Origin of the sequence: Mycobacterium leprae TN, assembly GCF_000195855.1 — a bacterium.
GTDB lineage: Bacteria > Actinomycetota > Actinomycetes > Mycobacteriales > Mycobacteriaceae > Mycobacterium > Mycobacterium leprae.
On record NC_002677.1, the window covers coordinates 1,192,720 to 1,213,171 of the forward strand.

The 20,452-nt window shown below is 58.7% G+C and carries 14 protein-coding genes and 6 pseudogenes; 10 read left to right on the forward strand and 10 right to left on the reverse strand.

From position 1 onward, the window contains the following. Positions 1-2 precede the first annotated feature (2 nt). Complete coding sequence (gene cei, locus ML_RS05100; RefSeq protein ID WP_010908082.1) at positions 3-653, reverse strand: envelope integrity protein Cei; 651 nt, start codon at positions 651-653, stop codon at positions 3-5. 195 nt (positions 654-848) lie between these two features. Here cei and ML_RS05105 point away from each other — a divergent pair, with 195 nt between their 5' ends. Then, the gene (locus tag ML_RS05105; RefSeq protein ID WP_010908083.1) at positions 849-1,151 is read left to right on the forward strand and encodes a DUF4193 domain-containing protein; all 303 of its coding nucleotides are present in this window, start codon (positions 849-851) and stop codon (positions 1,149-1,151) included. Between the two features lie 4 nt (positions 1,152-1,155). Here the strand turns inward: ML_RS05105 and ML_RS05110 are convergent, their stop codons facing one another. Continuing rightward, positions 1,156-1,629, reverse strand: coding sequence for a DUF3093 domain-containing protein (locus tag ML_RS05110; protein ID WP_010908084.1), 474 nt, complete (start codon positions 1,627-1,629; stop codon positions 1,156-1,158). A gap of 25 nt (positions 1,630-1,654) precedes the next feature. Here ML_RS05110 and dut point away from each other — a divergent pair, with 25 nt between their 5' ends. Together dut and ML_RS05120 are read left to right on the forward strand one after the other, a co-directional pair. Beyond that, complete coding sequence (gene dut / locus ML_RS05115) at positions 1,655-2,119, forward strand: dUTP diphosphatase (RefSeq protein WP_010908085.1); 465 nt, start codon at positions 1,655-1,657, stop codon at positions 2,117-2,119. 47 nt (positions 2,120-2,166) lie between these two features. After that, entirely contained in the window at positions 2,167-2,937 is a 771-nt protein-coding gene (locus ML_RS05120; protein ID WP_041323752.1) for a DUF3710 domain-containing protein, read from the forward strand. A 44-nt stretch (positions 2,938-2,981) separates the two neighbouring features. On the opposite strand, the gene ML_RS05125 is transcribed toward ML_RS05120, so the two are convergent. Then, entirely contained in the window at positions 2,982-3,680 is a 699-nt protein-coding gene (locus ML_RS05125) for a hypothetical protein (protein ID WP_010908087.1), read from the reverse strand. A gap of 1,371 nt (positions 3,681-5,051) precedes the next feature. Then, positions 5,052-5,290 (reverse strand): annotated as a pseudogene (locus tag ML_RS05130) (TrkA family potassium uptake protein); the annotation flags it as partial. Positions 5,291-5,329: 39 nt separating this feature from the next. On the opposite strand from ML_RS05130, the gene ML_RS19825 reads away from it, so the two are divergent. Together ML_RS19825 and ML_RS05135 are read left to right on the forward strand one after the other, a co-directional pair. Continuing rightward, positions 5,330-5,563 (forward strand): fluoroquinolone export ABC transporter permease subunit, encoded by a 234-nt coding sequence (locus ML_RS19825; RefSeq protein ID WP_420872434.1) that lies wholly within the window; start codon positions 5,330-5,332, stop codon positions 5,561-5,563. Positions 5,564-5,793: 230 nt separating this feature from the next. Beyond that, positions 5,794-6,507: pseudogene (locus tag ML_RS05135) on the forward strand (ABC transporter permease). 10 nt (positions 6,508-6,517) lie between these two features. On the opposite strand, the gene ML_RS05140 reads toward ML_RS05135, so the two are convergent. Both ML_RS05140 and ML_RS05145 read right to left on the reverse strand, forming a co-directional pair. Next, positions 6,518-7,807 (reverse strand): ArsB/NhaD family transporter, encoded by a 1,290-nt coding sequence (locus ML_RS05140; protein WP_010908088.1) that lies wholly within the window; start codon positions 7,805-7,807, stop codon positions 6,518-6,520. 52 nt (positions 7,808-7,859) lie between these two features. Continuing rightward, complete coding sequence (locus ML_RS05145; protein ID WP_041322585.1) at positions 7,860-8,303, reverse strand: CBS domain-containing protein; 444 nt, start codon at positions 8,301-8,303, stop codon at positions 7,860-7,862. Between the two features lie 192 nt (positions 8,304-8,495). On the opposite strand from ML_RS05145, the gene dxs reads away from it, so the two are divergent. Then, positions 8,496-10,427, forward strand: coding sequence for a 1-deoxy-D-xylulose-5-phosphate synthase (gene dxs / locus ML_RS05150; protein ID WP_010908090.1), 1,932 nt, complete (start codon positions 8,496-8,498; stop codon positions 10,425-10,427). 2,100 nt (positions 10,428-12,527) lie between these two features. Here dxs and ML_RS05155 read toward each other — a convergent pair. From ML_RS05155 to ML_RS15565, 3 genes and pseudogenes are all read right to left on the reverse strand, one after another. Then, the gene (locus ML_RS05155) at positions 12,528-13,817 is read right to left on the reverse strand and encodes a ribonuclease D (protein ID WP_010908091.1); all 1,290 of its coding nucleotides are present in this window, start codon (positions 13,815-13,817) and stop codon (positions 12,528-12,530) included. 1 nt (position 13,818) lies between these two features. Beyond that, positions 13,819-14,453 (reverse strand): annotated as a pseudogene (locus ML_RS05160) (DUF3000 domain-containing protein). 71 nt (positions 14,454-14,524) lie between these two features. Then, positions 14,525-15,396 (reverse strand): annotated as a pseudogene (locus ML_RS15565) (enoyl-CoA hydratase-related protein). Between the two features lie 101 nt (positions 15,397-15,497). Between ML_RS15565 and hemE the strand changes: the two are divergent. The 4 genes and pseudogenes from hemE (at position 15,498) to ML_RS05180 (ending at position 19,395) form a co-directional block, all read left to right on the forward strand. Continuing rightward, a complete protein-coding gene (gene hemE / locus ML_RS05165; RefSeq protein ID WP_010908093.1) occupies positions 15,498-16,571 on the forward strand; it encodes a uroporphyrinogen decarboxylase in 1,074 nt (357 codons plus the stop codon). Continuing rightward, positions 16,568-17,923 (forward strand): protoporphyrinogen oxidase, encoded by a 1,356-nt coding sequence (locus ML_RS05170; RefSeq protein ID WP_010908094.1) that lies wholly within the window; start codon positions 16,568-16,570, stop codon positions 17,921-17,923. The genes hemE and ML_RS05170 overlap by 4 nt, the downstream gene beginning before the upstream one ends. A 5-nt stretch (positions 17,924-17,928) precedes the next feature. Next, positions 17,929-18,624, forward strand: a complete 696-nt coding sequence (hemQ, locus tag ML_RS05175) for a hydrogen peroxide-dependent heme synthase (protein ID WP_010908095.1) — start codon at positions 17,929-17,931, stop codon at positions 18,622-18,624. 58 nt (positions 18,625-18,682) lie between these two features. Continuing rightward, positions 18,683-19,395 (forward strand): annotated as a pseudogene (locus ML_RS05180) (class I SAM-dependent methyltransferase). A gap of 100 nt (positions 19,396-19,495) precedes the next feature. On the opposite strand, the pseudogene ML_RS15570 reads toward ML_RS05180, so the two are convergent. Next, positions 19,496-20,271: pseudogene (locus ML_RS15570) on the reverse strand (hypothetical protein); the annotation flags it as partial. Between the last annotated feature and the right edge of the window lie 181 nt (positions 20,272-20,452).

Here is a 20,452-nt window from a genome sequence, read left to right on the forward strand (position 1 = left end):
GATCAGCAGCTGTTGGCGTGGATCTTTTGCAGCAGTGCAGGATCTGACGGCTCGGTGGCGCCGGGACGCAGGCTGGCCAGCACAGCGTCGATGTCGTCGTTGTGCGCCAGCGCGGTGAAGTCGGTGCCCAGCGCAAGGTCAACCGAGTCGTCGGTGCGGTTGTCGTGCAGCAACTCGGTACACGGTGCTACCAGCCACACCGCGGCTACGGTGGCTTGCCCGGCAGTACCGAAACGGAGCTGACCTTGGCAGTTTAGTAGAGTGTCGGCGTACATCGGGTCGTTGGCGGCGGTTGGCTGGGCGAATCCTAGATCCCGCAGTGCGCCGGCGATATCGGCGGCTTGACCGTCCCGGCCGCTGGCATTGAGCACGTGGACCTTGGTGTCGCTGAGTTTGGCGGGTGTGACGTCAGTCATCTCCGTCCGTGGCACTTGTTTGCCTAGCTGGGTCGGCACCGACCCGGTTGATTGCGTAGGCGGGTTACACACTTCGGGCTCACGAACCTTCGCTGGTCGGGTGAGTGCAATAGTCCATGACACGCCCGCCACTATGACCAAGAACACTACCACGAAAATGGCAGGGCGGGCATTGCGTCGCCGAAAGGGCCGACCGTGCTTGTCGAAAGCGGTACCCTCGGTGATTTGTGTGACCACAGTTGCACTCTAAAACGCACCGTTCGAACCTGAAAAACGCACTGTTCGAACCTGAGCACAGGGGTCAAAATAGTGATGTTACGTAAATCACACTTTAATGGACAGGAATTAAGGGCACGAATCGTTTGGTGGATGCGTTCGACGCTGGTACAAAGCGTTGCTTGAGGTTATGAGGGCCTTTAGAGGGGATTGGACATGCCTACCGACTATGACGCTCCACGGCGGACCGAGACTGACAACGTCCCAGAGGACTCGCTGGAGGAGCTGAAAGCACGACGGAACGAGGCGGCGTCGGCGGTGGTCGACGTGGACGAATCCGAATCCGCCGAATCTTTCGAGCTGCCTGGAGCTGACCTTTCTGGCGAAGAGTTGTCGGTCCGCGTTATACCGAAGCAGGCTGACGAGTTCACCTGCTCAAGCTGCTTCCTGGTACAACACCGCAGCCGGCTAGCCAGTGAGAAGAATGGTGTCATGATCTGCACCGACTGCACGGCCTGATCAGTCAGCTTCGTAATGCCGACAGTACCCGCTCCGGGTGACGGCAACTCACCAGCCAGTATGGCGTCGGGTCGTCCGGGTCATCGAGGACTACCAGAATCATCGGCCCGACCCACGCCCGATGCAGCACGTAGGCCGCCGGGTCCAGTTGGCGGCCTAGTGCTGCCGACTTGGCTGAGCGTGAGATTGCGGCTGACTGGGCGATCGCGGTGATGGGCAGATGCGCGTTTCCCGCCCACAGTTCGACGCTGCCTCCAAGGGGAGCGTCCGCGATGACCTGGATCTCGACTCGACCCAACCACAACAATGTCCCGGCTGCCACAGCGAACGGTAGCCAACTGGGTAGGGTGGCACCACTCAAGTTGACTTCGAATGCGATGAGCGATGCTAGCGCGAAGGCCAATGGCCACCACCACCATGGCACCCATAATCGCTCGCGATATCGCACGTTGTGCGGTGCGACGGGGGTACCGGACACACGGTCAAGGGTAGTCTGTGGCCCCGTGTCGACCAGTCTGGCCGTTGTCCGTCTCGATCCCGGGCTTCCGCTCCCTAGCCGAGCCCATGACGGCGATGCCGGGGTTGATCTCTATAGCGTCGAAGACGTCAAACTGGCACCCGGGCAACGTGCCCTGGTGCGGACGGGTTTGGCAGTTGCCATCCCGTTCGGAATGGTCGGATTGATTCACCCGCGTTCGGGATTGGCTGTGCGGGTGGGGCTTTCCATCGTCAACAGTCCGGGCACCGTCGACGCGGGCTATCGCGGCGAGATTAAGGTCGCGCTGATTAACCTGGACCCAGTGGAGCCCCTCGTGGTTCATCGCGGCGACCGTATCGCCCAATTGCTTGTGCAGCGGGTCGAGTTAGTAGAGCTGGTTGAGGTCTCGTCGTTCGACGAAGCTGGGCTGGCCGAGACATCCCGTGGCGATGGCGGTCACGGTTCCTCCGGCGGACATGCGAGTTTGTGACCGCCGACGACGATGCAGAGCGAAGCGATGAGGATGGAGCGGCGGTGATGGCCACATTCGGTAAACGTACAGGCAAAGACGGCGCGAGTCGCACGTTGACCGAACCCGCAGACCCAGAAGCCACTGAGCTGCCAGCTGCTAGCGAGCCCGATTCCGAAGAGGTGGATGAGCTGGAGGGCCCGTTCGACATCGACGATTTCGAAGATCCCGCGGTCGCCGTGCTAGCCCGACTTGATCTGGGCTCCGTGCTGATTCCTCTGCCGGAGGGTAGTCAGCTGCAGGTCGAGCTGACCGATGTTGGGGTGCCTAACGCGGTTTGGGTCGTTACAGCCAACGGTCGTTTCACCATCACCGCCTATGCGGCCCCTAAGACGGGTGGTCTCTGGCGTGAGGTGGCCGGCGAACTCGCTGACTCGCTGCGCAACGATTCGGCCAAAGTCACCGTCAAAGACGGCCCGTGGGGGCGAGAAGTGGTTGGCACCAACACTGGCGTGGTCCGCTTCATCGGGGTTGACGGCTATCGTTGGATGATCCGCTGCGTGGTTAACGGTCCGCTGGAGACCATCGACGTGTTGAGCGAGGAGGCCCGTGCAGCGTTGGCGGATACTGTCGTTCGCCGTGGCGATACGCCCCTACCGGTGCGGACGCCGTTGCCAGTGCAGCTGCCCGAGCAGATGGCCGAGCAGCTGCGGGAGGCTGCTGTGGCGCAGCAAAGCGCGCAACACGCCGACGCGCGACAGCAATCACGCGAGCTGGCCCCACGTCGCGGTGCTGCGGGATCGGCGATGCAGCAGTTGCACAACACTACGGGCGGCTAGTCTCGCTCCTTAACGCCGCTTCGCGGCGCGTATCGTCCGTCGGGTTAGGTGAGAGCGAGAGCAGCCAGGCAGGCAGTACCCAGCGCGGCGGCGTTCGTGCCTATCTGGTTGAGTGTCACCGTCTGCAATGCGGCGTGTGGCGCGGCGGTCACCCAATCGACGCCGACCTGCAGAGGGTGGATCGGATCATCGACCGCGGCGGCCACCCCCAGTGGCGTGGCTAACCGGGCTAGCTCGGCGCAGCTCGGTGCGATGTATGCCGCCGCTTCCTCCATCGCGTCGGGCAGCAGTGGCCACTGGCCGCACCACGAGCGGGCCAGTTCGTCGGCCAACCAAGGTGGGCTTGATGCCTGCATCTGTAGCGTAGTCGCCGCCAGGCCGTCGCGACGTAGATGCGATGCCGAATACCGTGCCGCTAGAGCGGCGGGCGCTGATTCTGGTGCCCCGTTCCAGGCTGGCAGCGCGGCTAGGACGGCCACGGCGCGCTCGGGATGAGCGAGTGCCCACGCGGCGGCCACCGCGGCACCGATCGAGACACCGCCGACGCCGATCGGACCTGCGCGTGCTGCGTCGTCCAAGGCGGACAGATAGCCGTCGATCAGCCGATTCGGCTGGGGTGGCGGCGTCAGCACAGCTGCGCCCACTCGGTGCAGGGGGCCCGAAAATGCCCGATAAACGTAGTCGTCATCGGATCCGGTTCCAGGCAGCAACACGGTTGTCACATTGCGTAAATCGACAGCCACCCCTTGATAGTGCCCGGCTGTTCACGGGTGCTCCAAATATCATCGTTTTCGTCTTTATGGCGGAGGGGAACCAGCAGGTCTACGGTGGCCGTTAGCTATAGATCGAAGCGTCGATAGTTGGATGAGTATCGTCAGGAGTGGCCATGCGGGACCGAAGTCATCTGCGTTGGCTAGCGAAGGACCTGGCAATGCGATTCCGAGGATTTATCTGACGAGTTACTCACTCGGCACCGGCTCGCACGTGTGATTGATTGTTCGGTATGGCCAGGAGTTCGCAATGGTGGGTACGCTGCGCAGCGTGGAAACCAACGGCAAGATGATGTGCCGATGGGGTCCGCGCCGAATTGTTCAACGGTAGCGACACTATGTTCAACGGTAGCGACACTAAAGAGTTACGCTGGTGCGCTTGGGGCAACGTCGGATACACCCGGTATCGACTTGGGGTGGACGCGGCTGGTGCTATTATCGGCCGGGCAAGCTCAACAACGGGAGCAAGACTACAAGAAAGAACTATAATCCGCATTACGAAATTCAACTATGACAGCCGCCAGTAATTCGAGAGTACGGCCGCTATGTACATCGTTGCTGGACTCTTGGGTATCTCGTGTCGGCTGGCCGTCCCGGACCTGAACGGGTGCTGGCGTAGTTAGGCTAGGTGGCCTTTCTCAATATATTTTTATTCGTTTTTATTTTTATTTCTTTGTTACCTTTGATGGAATCCGTGTCTTGATTTGCTGCCCGCACTCGAAAGTGCGTTGAGTGCGGCTGGGCTGGTCTTGTTATGGTGGCTAATTCGCTGGGAATCAATGCAGCCGGCAAACACCGGATTTTTGGGGTTGCGGTATGGTCGCTGATCGGCCTACTATAGGGGGGGGAGTCCAAGGGGTATTTCCTGTTGGGAATCTGGATGTTGTTGCTGTGGTCGGTGGAATTTCGTGGTGTCGATTCTGATTCGCCGGCCCACTTTTTGCCTATCTCGGGCTTGGGCCAGCAAGCGTGGTCATGGCTGACGCGAGAGCCCGGCGCAATATACGTATTCGACATCGCTATGCTTGGCTAGGTGTTGGTATTTGCTGCCCTGCTTTCGTGTTCCAGCGGTAATCTCTACGATTCCGACTAGACTGGTTGGCTGGGGGAAGCGCGGATCGGGGTGGGTCCCCGCCGGATTGCGATAGCCGCGCTGGCTTTAATTAATAATTATGCTCCAATCGAAGCCGCTCAGCGTGTCATATCGTCTTACCGGCGACGCTACTGACAGCGGCTGCGGCCACGCTCGCCGGCGGCGAGCTGGATATCGACGCTGGCTATGACTAGTTAGCCGCCGGGCGGCGAGCTGTTGGGCAGCAGTAGCTTGCGCAAATCGTCCTCGACCTAGGCAACCGCGATGAAGACCAAACTCGTCGCTCCCTTCCAACGGCTCGTCGGTCTCCGGCATGATGACCCGCGATCCGTTCAGGATGGTGACCAATGCGGCATCCCGTGGTAGTTGCAGTTTGCACACCGGATTCCCTACGGCGTGTCGTCAGGCAGGGTGATCGCGACCAGGTTGGCTTGGGGCCCTTACGGGATTCCATTAGTCGAACGAGGTCGTCGATGGCGACGGCCTCCTCGGTGTCGTCATCGCCACGCCACTGCGTTTTGGTTAATCCCTGTCCACCAAACTTATTTTTTTGGTTGGTATCTCACTGAGAGTGGAGGTAGTGATGACGAACCTTCTGCACAGGATCGGCTGTCATCTGGACCTGATACTGGTAAGTGTAACGTTGGGAACATTGTTGATTATGTTGGTGAGATTCACCATCTCACTGTCCTTCGGTTCGATCAGTGATTGGTTCTTGTCGGCCACAATTCCGTTAGCCGTGATGAATCTTGCTGTCCTGTAATACTTCCGTGGTTGTGTCCAAATCTGTTACTGCATCTGCTGCCCATGCAAGAGTAGATGCTGCTGTTAGGCAACGTATTCGACTAGTTGAATCTGGCACTACGTCAGGTTGGGTATTCTATACTGTATCCTTTGCTATCCGTTTTTGGATTATGTTCGACGGCAAGGTTTTTGTTAGGTAACTATGTGCTGGCGAAGTCCAGATGATTTTGATCATGACAGCAATCAGCATTGGTCACTTTTGGGTGCAACGACATTCGCTTCTCTTACCAAAATATCTTGTTGGTCATGACTGTCTTCGCTCCAGTCATCTTGTACTACGGACACTGCGGTACTGGCCAGCGCTGCTGGTGCGCCGCAACGAATTTTACTTTTTTCCATACTACCTGCTGCTCCTGACTACATTCTTGCTATTGACTAGTACCAATTCACATTGGCGTGCTGGCGGCGTTGTTGGTGTTGGATAAAGTCGACTCCGGAATTTTAATTGCACTGTGGTTTACCTTTGTACCGTTGACAACGTTTATGCCTACCGGGTAATCGCCGTGCTTGTGGTGACGACGGTCTATGTAGTCGCGGCGACATCGTTCAGTGGCCTGCCGAGAGCCGGCCTGGTTCCCGCTCTGGATCCGATCGGACTGCTGGCCGGGTTGTAGACGGTGGTGACTCTATCGCTGGCCATAGCACTGACCAGCAAGAAAATTCAGGGCTTGGCCATGGTGTGTGCCCTTGGCAAAGCTCATCGCCAGACTGCCTTTGGCACCAAGGTTCATCAACTCCGGTTGGAACCTAACCTTCGACGTCCTTCCGCTTTACTGGGACGCCAAGGCGTTTTGGGTGTCCTGTGCCACTGGTATGTTATGGCCTTATCTGGCTGCTGGTTTTGATTACAACTTCGCTATCTCCTGGCTGATGTTTCGATCATTTCGTGCCAAGCACACCTGAATAACCGAGCTCAGCTCATCACGAGGTAACGCAACCATAAGTAGATCCCGGCGAGAGCGATCGAGATCACAGTGACCGCAATGCCTTTGCGGGTGAATTCCCAGAACGAGATGGGAGTTCCTGCGCTCTTGGCGATTTCAAGCATAACGACATTGGCACTGGCGCCGACGGCGGTAAGGTTGCCGCCGAAATCGGCGCCCAACGCCAGCGCCCACCATAGGATGTCGGTGTGGCTTTGATCCGGCATGGATGCTACCAGCTCCGAGACAATGGGTGTCATCGTGGCGACGTAAGGAATGTTGTCTATGATACTGGATACTAGAGTTGAGACGCCGAGAGTCAGGACGACGGTGAGTAATTCGTGTCCACCAGTCAAGGTGGTCGTTGCCCGTGCCAGCTGATTGACCACATCGGTTTTCACCAAAGCCCCGACCATAATGAACAGGCCGGCGAAAAACAGCAATGTCTCCCACTTGACGCTGGACAGGTAATCGGACCGCTCCAACTTGGAGATCACGATCAGAATGCCGGCGCCCAGCATCCCCACCAGGGACGGCCCGGTGTGCAGCACCGGATGGGCGATGAAGGCTACGAATACCAGCAACAAGACAACGCCGCATTTGATGAGCAGCCAGCGATCGCGGATTGCTTCACGCTCGTTCAGTGACATGATATCGGCTACCCGCTCGGGATCGACCGCGAATGCGCCGCGAAAAAGGCGTGGCAGCAATGCACTGAGCACTACTGTCACGATGATCACGATCGGTGTCAGGTGGATTAGGAAGTCGTTGAAAGAGAATCCTGCTCGACTGGCGATGATGATGTTGGGCGGGTCGCCGACCAACGTCGCTGCGCCGCCGATGTTGGAGGCGAAGACTTCGGCCATCAGAAATGGTGCCGCATTGATTGTCAGGCGCTCGCACACCAACAGCGTGACCGGAGCAATCAAAAGCACCGTGGTGACGTTGTCCAGTAAGGCCGACCCGAGCGCCATCACTAGCACCAGTAGGAGCAGGATGCGCAGCGGGGAACCATGTGAGCGTTTGGCGGTCCAGATTGCGACGTATTCGAACACACCGGTTTGGCGTAGCACACTGACGATGATCATCATGCTTAACAGCAAAAAGATGACTTCCCAATCGATTCCGGTTTCATGGGAGTAGAAGACGTCTTCGGAATTGATAATGGGCAAAGTGACCACGATCGCCGCGCCCGTCAGGGCCGCCAGCGTCTTGTTGACCCGATCGCTGGCGATTAGTGCATAGGTGACGATGAACACGGTGATCGCAATGACACTCATCTAGCTTCCTGCGCTGCTGTCAGCCGGTGACTTGTCACTGCATCGGTCGGGATCAATGTTTCAGGGCCGCTCTTAGAAGGCGCGATGCTGTGATCACACCGAGCAGTTGTCCGCCTTTGACCACAGCGAGTAGAGGACTTCGCTGCCGTGACATGGTGGCGGCCACTTCGATGATGGTATCGTCGGCGTTGACTGGGGAAACGTTGACAAGGTGGTCCGGTAAAACATCGCGGACTTTCTTGCTGCTCAACTTTTCCGCCGCCTGGTCGGCCGTCGACTCGTTGAGCACGCCAGCCAGCGAGGGATCATCCTGGATATACCGGGGCACAATGAATCGCACCACCTGGGATGCGGGCAGCACTGCGTAGGGCTTGTCAGACATATCGGTGACCAAGAGTCCAGGCAGGCCGTGCTCCGCAAGCATACGAGCAGCGTCCAGTGCGCTCGAATTGATGCTGATTGCCGGGAAGTCTTCGGCGATGTCCTCGGCGAGCATGCTATGACGATACGTCTGTGTGGTTCGTGGAGTGTGGGCGACATCGAGGCGAACTATATGATGTATTCCAGGATTGCAGGACACTGCTGTCGACCAGTATTCGTGACTCACCGCAGACTGACGCTACCAAAGCGGTGGCTCGGTTATCCGTTTGGTGCCCCCACCCTTGCGTTACCTGAGTACAATAACGGAATGCTGGAACAGATCCGCAGGCCCGCTGATCTGCAGCATCTTTCTCAGCAGCAGCTACGGGATCTGGCTGCCGAGATCCGTGAGCTCCTCGTTCACAAGGTGGCGGCCACCGGGGGACACTTGGGGCCGAACCTGGGTGTTGTCGAACTCACGCTGGCGTTGCACCGAGTGTTCGACTCACCGCATGATCCGATTATCTTCGACACCGGTCACCAGGCGTACGTCCACAAAATGTTGACGGGACGCTGTCAGGACTTCGACAGTCTGCGTAAAAAGGCCGGGTTGTCGGGGTACCCGTCTCGCGCCGAGAGCGAACACGACTGGGTGGAGTCCAGCCACGCCAGCACGGCGTTATCGTACGCCGACGGTCTGGCTAAGGCATTCGAGCTGGCCGGAAACCGCAACCGACACGTAGTCGCGGTGGTTGGGGACGGCGCGCTTACCGGTGGTATGTGCTGGGAGGCGCTTAACAATATCGCAGCAACACCGCGTCCGGTGGTCATCGTAGTCAATGACAATGGTCGCAGTTACGCGCCCACGATTGGCGGTGTAGCCGATCACCTCGCCACGCTGCGGCTGCAGCCGGCCTACGAGCGGCTACTTGAGAAGGGGCGTGATGCACTTCACTCTTTGCCGCTGATAGGCCAGATCGCTTACCGTTTCATGCACAGTGTCAAAGCCGGTATCAAGGATTCCCTATCGCCGCAGCTGCTGTTCACCGATCTCGGGCTAAAGTATGTTGGCCCGGTTGATGGTCACGATGAACATGCGGTAGAGGTCGCGTTGCGTAAGGCCCGCGGCTTCGGTGGCCCGGTGATCGTGCACGTCGTCACCCGCAAGGGTATGGGCTATCCCCCGGCCGAAGCCGATCAAGCCGAACAGATGCACACCTGCGGCGTGATGGACCCGACGACCGGGCAACCCACCAAGATTGCTGCTCCTGACTGGACGGCGATCTTTTCCGATGCCCTCATCGGTTATGCTATGAAGCGACGTGACATTGTGGCTATTACCGCGGCTATGCCGGGCCCTACCGGTCTAACAGCGTTCGGTCAGTGTTTTCCGGATCGGTTGTTCGATGTCGGGATCGCTGAGCAACACGCGATGACGTCGGCGGCCGGGTTGGCTATGGGCAGGATGCACCCGGTGGTGGCGATCTATTCGACATTTCTCAACCGGGCGTTCGACCAGATCATGATGGACGTGGCGCTACACAAGTTGCCTGTTACCATGGTGATTGACCGGGCTGGCATTACCGGTTCGGACGGCCCCAGTCATAACGGCATGTGGGATTTGTCGATGCTAGGCATCGTACCGGGGATGCGAGTGGCCGCGCCTCGAGACGCCATTCGGTTGCGCGAAGAACTCGGTGAGGCGCTTGACGTCGACGACGGTCCGACGGCGATACGATTCCCCAAAGGAGATGTGTGTGAAGATATTCCGGCTTTGAAGCGCCGATCGGGCGTGGACGTACTCGCGGTGCCGGCTACGGGGTTGGCCCAGGACGTGCTGCTGGTGGGGGTCGGCGTTTTTGCGTCGATGGCGTTGGCGGTGGCCAAGCGGCTGCACAACCAGGGAATCGGCGTAACAGTGATTGACCCACGTTGGGTGTTGCCGGTGTGCGACGGTGTTCTCGAACTGGCGCATACCCACAAACTGATCGTCACGCTGGAGGACAACGGGGTCAATGGCGGTGTAGGCGCAGCCGTATCTACCGCGCTGCGTCAAGTGGAGATTGACACACCTTGCCGCGATGTTGGATTGCCGCAGGAGTTCTACGATCATGCTTCGCGGAGTGAGGTGTTGGCCGATTTGGGGCTGACCGACCAAGACGTCGCCCGTCGGATCACCGGCTGGGTTGTTGCATTCGGCCATTGCGGTTCCGGTGACGATGCAGGTCAGTACGGTCCGCGGAGCAGCCAAACCATGTAGCTTGGGCCTGGCGACGATCCGGATCGTCAGATTCATTTTCGTATCAAAACTATTGACGTAAGAATACACTATTTCCCACTGGATCCGCGCAATGTGGGCTTTCCTTCAGTGCGGAATTATCGTTACGGTCTTTCGCAGAAGACCGTGCTCCTGTTAGGTTGCTGGAATACCGGTACGAGTGCTAATTCCCGATGACCTTGAAAGCGCGAGATTAGCGATGTGTGCAGGACCGTGCTATCCGCTGATAATTTGGCGCCAGACCAATGTTGAGTGCGACCTGAACATTAGTTCCTGGGGGAGATAGGTGAAGGTTTCTGAGTCGGATTTATTTGTCGCTGGATTTACCACTCGTCTTTCCGTATGGCGACATGCACTGTGTCACCTGAAAGAGAGAGCACATGAAAACCGTCAAAGTCAGCCAAAACTCACGTTGTTATTGCCGGGGATGGGATCTCTGTTATGACTGTGGCTATGATTCTTACCTGAGTCGGCGTGCGGATCACGTTATGCTAAGCAGCACCTGAAGCCAGAGGTAAGGTCGAGAATCTGCGCCGCCAAGACGATAACCCGATCGAGCACAGTTTGCAAATGTATTGGTTCTATTACCAAACCCTGCTAAAGTTACTCTCAACTCATAACCACGGATAACGGCATGACCGTGCTCGCCAATCTGGTTGGCGTGAGTGTAGCCGTGTTTTTTTACGGGCACCTCATCATTGATCGGCATTCACGCGGAAGGTGCGTAAGGTATTCGAACCACTTCAACCACTGGGGCTGGATCGCATTGCGCAGAACAGTGCTCATTGTCGGTCTGGACTACCAAGGAGTGGTGTCCCCTACGGGTCATCCCAATTTTGATGCTCAATATGTACCTGTTGTGGATGTGCTGCGAGTGACTCGTTGCGGAGCTGAGCACCATTTCATATGCAGACTATATGCAACTGAATCGCTAGTCCCCCAGGTGAAGAAGTTTTTTCCGAGTTGCCGAACATTTTCTTTGCGGCGTGTCCGGACGCACCAGCAGCGATTGCAGGCCGGGTTCTTAATGAGCTGTTTAATTTTACGAGTCGACCAACGTACCTAAACTAGGTAACGCCGCCTTCCAGTTATGATTATTTATGGGGACCGACGAACGCATAATCGAGCCTTGTATTCATCACTAATACTCATGTCAAAATAAATTTTGACATGAGTATTAGTGATGTCGAGTTCGAGAATGGTCGGATAACCGGATTGCTATCGGCCTATGGCTGCATTTTTAGTTGCGACTATGCCATTATCTCCTTGCTTTATCTGACATTGCTCTAAATGGTCACATCAGATCACGTAAAGCAAAATTTACTCACCTAACGCACTGGCATACAATTGCAATAGATTCATCGAGCGGGATCCAGTTTTTCTACGTGAGATCCTGGCAACATGGTAGTCATTTATTCGTCCCGGAGTCTTTACTGTGTGTTTGGACAGTGAGTAGTTCCACGGTCTCTGTGGTTCGGGGCGCGGGCTTCTGGAGAAATGTTCGCTTGCCGTAGGGAAGTAAAGTACTTTTTATCGATAGCCTGGAGTGATTGTATAGGTCTGGTTGGGGTATTTATCGACCGGTAAGCGAATGCACACTAGATGAGATCTTGACTGAGTGCTTGGCGCAGTGCGACTTCGATGATCGGTCGCAGATTCGGGCTGAAAGAACGATTACAAGCTGATGCAGGTTAAGCGAGGTCGACTACAAAACGTTGGTGGGCGATCTACCGCCGCGTCTTGCCTTGGCTCCTGCGTGTGGTATGCGCATGGTCAATCTATTCGCCATACCGATGCCGGGTGCTCACCATCGATCGCGTCGTATTCGCACAGAAGTGCCTAACCTCATATTTTTGCCGATAAAGTGGGCCTATTCACCGGAGCTGATTTTGTTTGTTCTCACCATGCAGACGGCGGCATGCTCCGGCTATTTGGCCGCCAGCCAGGCGTTCAACGTTGCAGCTCTGCACGCTGTGTCTGACTTGCAATGGACTTGCGAGATCCTGTCCCATTTGTTGTGCTGCGGCTGTGAGGATCGATGTGGTGGTGGAAACGCCACCGTACGACGCTCACACATGAGCGTTAGCCAGCCGACGACTTCACCGCCGAGGCCAGAATGGTCACCACGAGTTCTCGCTGCCACGCTCGCGCTTGGCCGACACGCAAATATTCCTCGACTGCATTGACCGGGTCGACCGAGCTTTCCGGCAGAACCTCCCAGTCCCAGCACAGTCGTCGCACCAGTTCAGGCGAGACGAGATTTTCCGTCGGTACCCCAACCCGCTGCGACACCGTCGCCAGTGCCGCTCTGGCCGCCTCCAGCCGTGCAGCGGCATCTGGTTTGCGCCGGGCCCACCGCCCGGGCGGTGGTGGCACGTTGGACGGCTCGGCTTCGTCCGGTAGGTCTTGGCTCTGTCGTGCCGTTTCCAGCGCTGCCAACCACATCGCAGCGCTGCGACGCTGATTGGCCCCGCCGAAAACCGGCATTGCGATCAGCTCGTCGATCGTCTTGGGGTCGGCTATGGCTGCGTCGATGATGGCGGTATCAGGCAGGATGCGACGTGGTGCGATATCGCGACGTTGGGCAATGTGGTCGCGCGTTGCCCACAATTCGCGAACGGCGGCCAGGGCTCGCCGGTCGCGCACCCGACGGATGCCTGACGTGCGTCGCCAGCGGTCCCGACGGGTGGGTGGGATAGTCTCGGTGGTGGCCCCCCTAGTTGCATAGGTCCGCAGGTAGTTGAATTCCTGCGTTGCCCAATCAGTTTTGTCTTGCTCGGCCAGCACCTTCGAGATTGCCGTGCGCAGTTCGATCAGCAGCTCCACGTCTAGAGCCGCATAGTTGAGCCAGTCCGAAGGCAGCGGGCGTTTCGACCAATCGGCAGCACCGTGGCCTTTGGCCAACTCGAAACCCAGCAGCCGCTGAACCATTGTTGCGAGGTTCACCCTGTCAAATCCGGCCAGGCGTCCGGCAAGTTCGGTGTCATACAACGCTGGCGGCCGCATGCCGACTTCGGCCAGACACGGCAGATCCTGATCAGCCGAATGCAGGATCCATTCGTCTTTGCTGATCACCTCGGCGACGGGTCGCAGCGCGGTCAGCGGATCATTGCCGTGGCTGACCGGGTCGATGAGGACGGTGCCGGCGTTCGCTCGTCGGATCTGAATCAGGTAAGCCCTGTTGGAATAGCGAAAACCCGACGCCCGCTCGGTGTCTACCGCAAACGGGCCGTACCCTTGGTCCAGGCGTTCTGCGGCCGCCGCGATCTCGCTCGGGGTTACGGATAGGTTCGGTATCCCGCCGGCCGGGTAGTGCAGCGGGGTGGGGTCGGGTTCGGTGCCGCCCGGCTGATCGTCCGCCGGTTCGCGCATATCAGGAGCGTGAGCGCGAGCCCAGGTCGATAACTCCGGCCGGCGGCAGTCCTGCGGCGTGTTCCAGCACCTCGCAGAATGCTTTGACGTGGACGCCGACCTCGGGGGTGGTTGCCGTCCACGAGGCCCGTAGCTCTAGCTGATGGGCGCGTGGTGGTCCGGAGATGTCGCCGTAACGTACTGACGTGGTGGCGGTGACGGTGCCGCCCAGCGCGGTGACATGATCTATGCGTGATTCCAGTGCCTCAATCAGCCAGCTCCACGCCACTTCAGGCAGTAGCGGGTCAATGGCTTCACGCGAGTCCAGGTCAGACTGGATATAGGCGACCAACCGGATGGTGCCGTCCCAAGCGTCGGAACCGTCGGGATCATATAAGAGAATCAGTCGGCCGAACGCGTTGTCCTCAGATTGCTCGGGGACGATGTCGAGTTCGGGATGCTTGACCTGAGCTCCCAGTGCGTAGCTGTATGGCGCGAGCCGCTGCGGCGGTCGAATGGGACCGAGTTCAATTTCCGGCCGTACAGTAAAAGCGTTCATTGCCGCGACTGCCTCGCGGAAGGGAGTCGGTTCGGCTGCGGTCACGGGCGCCACTCCTCCTCATCGCTTAGCTCCGCATCGTAGCCGGCGCGGATCACGAAGGTCGACGGTAGCCCCATCTGCCCACACGCCGTGACAGGCGCGCCGTGTCGTGGTGTTCGAGCTGGTGTCAGCCTCTCCGGGCACTACCGAAATGCCTCCAGGGGTATTTGGTGTTGGCAACAAATAGCGTTAGGAGCTTTCGCCGGTGCACCACGAGCCCTTCGGCGACGTTGGAGCCGCTGAACCTGATGCGTTCTAGGTCGAGCAATGTTTCGAAGGCCGGATCGAATATGCGGTACCAGTAATTCAGGCTGTATTTGGTCCACGCGGATCGTGTTTTGCTCCTCCCTGCGTACGGTTCTCGGCGAGATGGACGGGTGGTCGGGAGTATCTCAGTTATCGTCGACGCAGGTTGAGACCAGGCCGATACGTTCGGCTTCCTCCTCGAAGAGTGACTCACTGGTGAGCAGGTAGTATTGATATTTTAATCTCAGCTATGCCGACCAGCAGCGGACAGCAAATTGCAGCATGGTCACGGGCCGCCACCCGAGTTCGGTGTGCCCATCGATGATTTTCGCGGTTTAGTCTGCCACCTGAGATGTTGGCAAGCAGCGCAATCACCAGACCTGCACCCACGGCTGGGCCTCGAATCGGCCGACACCACCGGCTGGACGAAGTTGGCCAGATTGAGCACCAGATCACGGTCTTCGCGCAAAATGCGAACCTGGCCTTCGTAGTCGTCGATGGTTTCTGCGGTCAGGTCTAAGCTACTGCCCGAAGAAAACGCTGTGCCTTCACTGCGGACCAGGACGATGCCGCACGGCGGGGTTGTGATTGATCACCGGCCAGATTTCGGTGAGGTTTCGGTGCATTTGCGGTCCCACAGAATTCAGCTCAGACGCGTTAAGAATCAGGTTCAACACGCTTTCTTGGCCAGGATTGTCGCTGAGTGTGCAGCGAAGGAATAGAAAACTCGTCGTAATTGCCTGGTTTCGACATTTCTGGGCGCTCCTGCATGGTCATTGATGTTACGCAGCGACGTCGGATATGCGAGACCGATCGTTAGGGGCTCGACCGGTCCCGTGGCAGTATTGAGATCGATGAGTACCCGTCGCGAGCTTCTCGAATCGCCGTATCTGGCCGCGGTCAGTGGACGCAAACCCTGCCGGGTTCCGGTGTGGTTTATGCGGCAAGCCGGCCGCTCGTTGCCTGAATACCGGGCGCTGCGCGAGCGATACAGCATGTTGGCGGCGTGCTTCGAGCCCGAAGTGGCCTGTGAAATCACTCTGCAGCCGTTACGTCGTTACGACGTTGATGCCGCGATCTTGTTCTCAGACATCGTGGTGCCGCTGTGCGCGGCAGGAATCGATCTGGATATTGTGCCAGATGTCGGTCCAGTGATCGGGGACCCGGTCCGGACTGCCACCGATATCCACGCTATGAAACCCCTTGAACCACAAGCGATTCAGCCTATTTTTCAGGCTATTTCGTTGCTGGTCGCAGCACTGGGTGATGTTCCGCTGATCGGTTTCGCCGGTGCGCCGTTTACGCTGGCGTCCTACCTGGTCGAAGGCGGTCCTAGTCGTAATCATCCCCGCACTAAGGCCATGATGCTGGCCGAACCTGCGAGCTGGCATACGCTGATGGATAAGCTGACCGATCTGACTCTTGGATTTTTGCTTGGTCAAATCGACGCCGGAGTTGATGCCATCCAGGTATTCGACTCGTGGGCGGGAACGCTGTCCCTGTCCGATTACCGCCAGTACGTGTTGCCACATAGCGCCCGGATTTTTGCCACGGTGGCCGAACACGGGGTGCCGATGACGCACTTCGGGGTTGGCACCGCCGACCTGCTGGGTGCGATGTCAGCGGCTGTGCGGTCAGGCGAAAAGCCTGGGCACCAGGCCGTCGTCGGCGTGGATTGGCGAACCTCGTTGACCGATGCTGCTGCCCGAGTGGAACCCTGTACCGCGCTGCAGGGCAACCTCGACCCGGTGGTGCTGTTAGCGGGCTGGCCGGCTGTCGAACGTGTCGCACGGACTGTCGTCGACGACGGGCGCCGTGCCGTCGTGGCCGGCGCGGCTGGCCACGTTTTCAATCTCGGCCATGGAGTGTTGCCGGAGACCGATCCCGGCGTGCTGAGCGAATTAGTATCGTTCATCCACTCGCTATGACATCCCGCTCGTATTGTGTTGTGGGTGGCGGAATCTCGGGACTTACGGCGGCATATCGGTTAAGGGTGGCTACGGGTGACGATGTTGCTATCACTTTGTTCGATCCTGGTGACCGACTCGGCGGGGTGTTGCGCACCGAGTGCGTAGGCGGACAGCCGATGGACTTGGGCGCCGAGGCATTCTTGCTGCGCCGTCCCGAGGTGCCGGCGTTGCTGGCCGAGTTGGGTTTGTCAGAGCGCCAACGCGCCACCACCGATGCCCGACCATTGATCTACAGCCAGCAACGGCTGCATTCGTTGCCACCGGACACCGTCGCCGGCATTCCGTCCTCGGCGACGTCGGTGGCCGGCTTGGTCGACGACGCCACAGTTGCGCGTATCGGCGCCGAAGCTGTCCGTCCGCTGAGCTGGGAACCCGGCAGCGATCCCGCGATGGCCGAATTAGTGGCCGACCGGTTCGGCGAGCAGGCCGTGGCCCGGTTGGTGGACCCGCTGTTGGGCGGCGTCTATGCTGGCTCGGCAGCGACGATCGGGCTGCGCGCGGGCGCCCCGAGTGTGGCGGCTGCCCTCGACTGCGGGGCCACCAGTTTGATGGAGGCGGTTCGACAGGGGTTGCCGCCGGTAGCGGCCGGGCCGGTTTTTGGAGCGCTAGACGGCGGCTACCAGGTGCTGATCGACGAGCTCGTCCGCCGCAGCCGACTGCAGTGGGTAGCTGCCACCGTGGTAGGGCTCGATCGTGGGACTTGCGGTTGGACGCTAGTGGACGACACCGGTGCTTGCTGGTCCGCCGACGGGGTTATCCTGGCCGTTCCCGCCCCACGGCTCGTGCGCCTGTTGCAGCAGATCGCCCCCCGAACAGTCGCCGCCGCAAGCCGGATCGTGAGTGCCTCGTCGGCGGTGGTGGCACTGTCGGTGCCCCGGGACACCACATTCCCGCAGAATTCCGGTGTGTTGGTGGCTAGCGGCGAGCGGCTGCGAGCTAAAGCGGTCACGTTGTCCTCACGAAAGTGGGGGCTTCAAGGGGACACACAGTTGGTGCGGCTTTCGTTCGGGAAGTTTGGTGATCAGGTGGCCTCGACTGCCTCGGACGATGAGCTGCTGGCTTGGGCGGTGTCCGACCTGGCCGCGGTATTCGATGTGACCGTCGACCCCGTCGATGTATGCGTGCAGCGGTGGATCGACGCAATGCCGCAGTATGGCCCCGGTCACGCCGATCTGGTCGCCGAGGTGCGCGCCGGCTTGCCGCCGACGCTGGTCGTGGCTGGCAGCCATATGGACGGTATTGGTGTGCCTGCGTGTATCAGCGCTGCCGGGCGCGCGATCGAGGCCCTCCAAGCGGAAGTGGCACGATAAGTTTCATGGCCAAACTTGACTACAATACCCTGAACTCGACGATTCGTTACCTGATGTTCTCGGTGTTCTCGGTGCGGCCTGGTGTTCTCGGTGCTCAGCGCGACACAGTGATTCACGACGTCCGCACCTTTTTCAAGCACCAGGAGAAACGCGGTGTAGTGGTGCGCGGCCTCTACGATATCGCCGGACTTCGGGCGGATGCCGATTTCATGATCTGGACGCACGCCGAACGTGTCGAGGCGCTGCAAGCGACTTATGCCGATTTCCGGCGCACTACCAAGCTCGGGCGGGCTTGTTCGCCGGTATGGAGCAGTGTGGCACTGCATCGACCGGCCGAGTTCAATAAGAGCCATATCCCAGCGTTTCTGGCCGGTGAGGAGCCCGGCGCCTATATTTGCGTGTATCCGTTTGTACGGTCCTACGACTGGTACTTACTACCCGACCAGGAACGCCGGCATATGCTTGCTGAGCACGGTATGGCCGCTTGTGGCTACAAAGACGTTCGCGCTAACACGGTGCCGGCGTTTGCGCTCGGCGACTACGAATGGCTCCTGGCTTTTGAGGCTCCTGGATTGGACCGCATCGTAGACCTGATGCGTGAATTGCGTGCTACCGAAGCACGGCGGCATACGCGCGCAGAGACACCGTTCTTCACCGGGCCCCGCGTACCGGTCGAACAACTCGTGAATTCGCTTCCATGAAGACCCAGTTCGACTCGAGGGACCCACCCGTTTCGGGGAGATGTAGCGCGACGCCCGGTTGTTGCACGGCCTACCCACCGCCACGCCGCGGGATGTCGGCTGTCCGCAACTGCTAGTCCAGCAGCGGGTCTCGGTGGGGGGCGATCAAAGGTGAGGTGCTCGACCCAAGCACTGGCGCCTATCGCTATGTGATTTACTACGCCGCTAGGGGTACTCAAGTCACCGGCCGTCGACCGGTCGGCAAGTGCCATCGACTGCGCCCTGGACAAGGCGCGCAAAGCCGGAGTGTCGGTGGATTTCCGGGTGGCTGACGTGACGAAGCTGGACGGATTGGATGACCAGTTTGACACTGTCGTCGACTGAGCCTTTTACCACACCTTCAGCACAGAGGCTGAATTGCAAAAGTTCTACGTACAAGCGCTACGGCTTGGCAACCAAGCCGAGCCTAACCCTGTAACAGGCTCGAGTGCGAGCACGCACGATGTCAACAGCTTTGCATGCCGTGGTCGTTGTCCGAGGATGATTTCCGCCAGGTGCTTTCCGTTAATGGTTGGGAGATCACTTACCTGGGAACGATGATCGGCCAGGTTGACCTCGGTGTCGAGACCTTCGGGATGATGGCCACTCGAAACCCGGATATGGCCGAGCGGGTGCGGTTCGTACTGGACCGGTTCCGAGTCATGGAAACCATGGCTGACCGTCGGTAGGTTGCATGCGTCGTTCTGGGAACGAGAATGCCACCGGCGTGTACTGGAAGCCATTAGCCATTAGAGTTTAGCGTTTGGGTCGTGAGATTTAAACCGTAGCGGTGATTACTGGCGTGGTGGGTGCAACCGTTTAAGTGTAGCGGCAGCTCCGACGCATGAATGTGTTGCGCTACGTCCTCGGGCTTACCCTCAATGATCATACGGATGATGATCACAGCCGAGTTTTTCGAGCTTGCGCCGCTGGTCCTGATCGCTGATGTACTGACCGGCGAGTTGGTGCGATGGTGATAGCCGTCATACTTGACAACCACCTTGTACTTCTACAAGACCATGTCGACAACGACAATCAGTCGCCAGTTTGGCTGCACAGGTATTTGCGTGGTGGGAATGGGCAGATAGGCGTCGATCAGCAGTAAGCGCAGCTACATCTCCTTGGGCGACGCGGCGCCCGGATCGGTCAGTGGCACCGTCGCGTGTAACCTACGCAGGCGCTCGCGCACCCGGGTATCGCTTGGCTAGCAGCACGTCCTAGCTCGAATACGGCGTTGCCTGCATCAGTGTGTCGAGCCGCGTAACCGCCTTGCCGGTGGGCAATTGTACGGCTAAGTCAAACGCCGTTTTTGCGCAAGTGGTCACCAGCAGACCGACGATACGGGTAATCTCGTCCGACTTGACTCGCTGATTACGGGTGATCACGCCGATCGGGGGATGTGGTTACGCCAGATCAATTCGATGGACTCATCGTCGTCATTACAATCCGAACCGTGCAGCGCCGCCGCGGCAAGACCGGCCAGGACGTCGCGTCGACCAGAACCACAACCACGCCCCAACCGAACACGTTCGCAGCGATGACGAGGTGCAATCCTGCAGATAAATATCGGGGTAGATCGCACGTAACCCGGTTACATAACTGATACGTGCCTAGTCTACCCGGCCACACGGCCTAACGGCCCACAAAACGTTGTCCACAAAGGAAATGAAGTCACGACGGATCTGCAAGATTGTTGAATTGTACTTTGTGTGCATGTTCTGTTGTGGGGGTGGAGTAAAGGGTGGCGGTGTGTTGCAGTGTTGTGAGTTGATGTGATCGATCGTTAACCGTTCGTTTGGGTTGGGTGGGG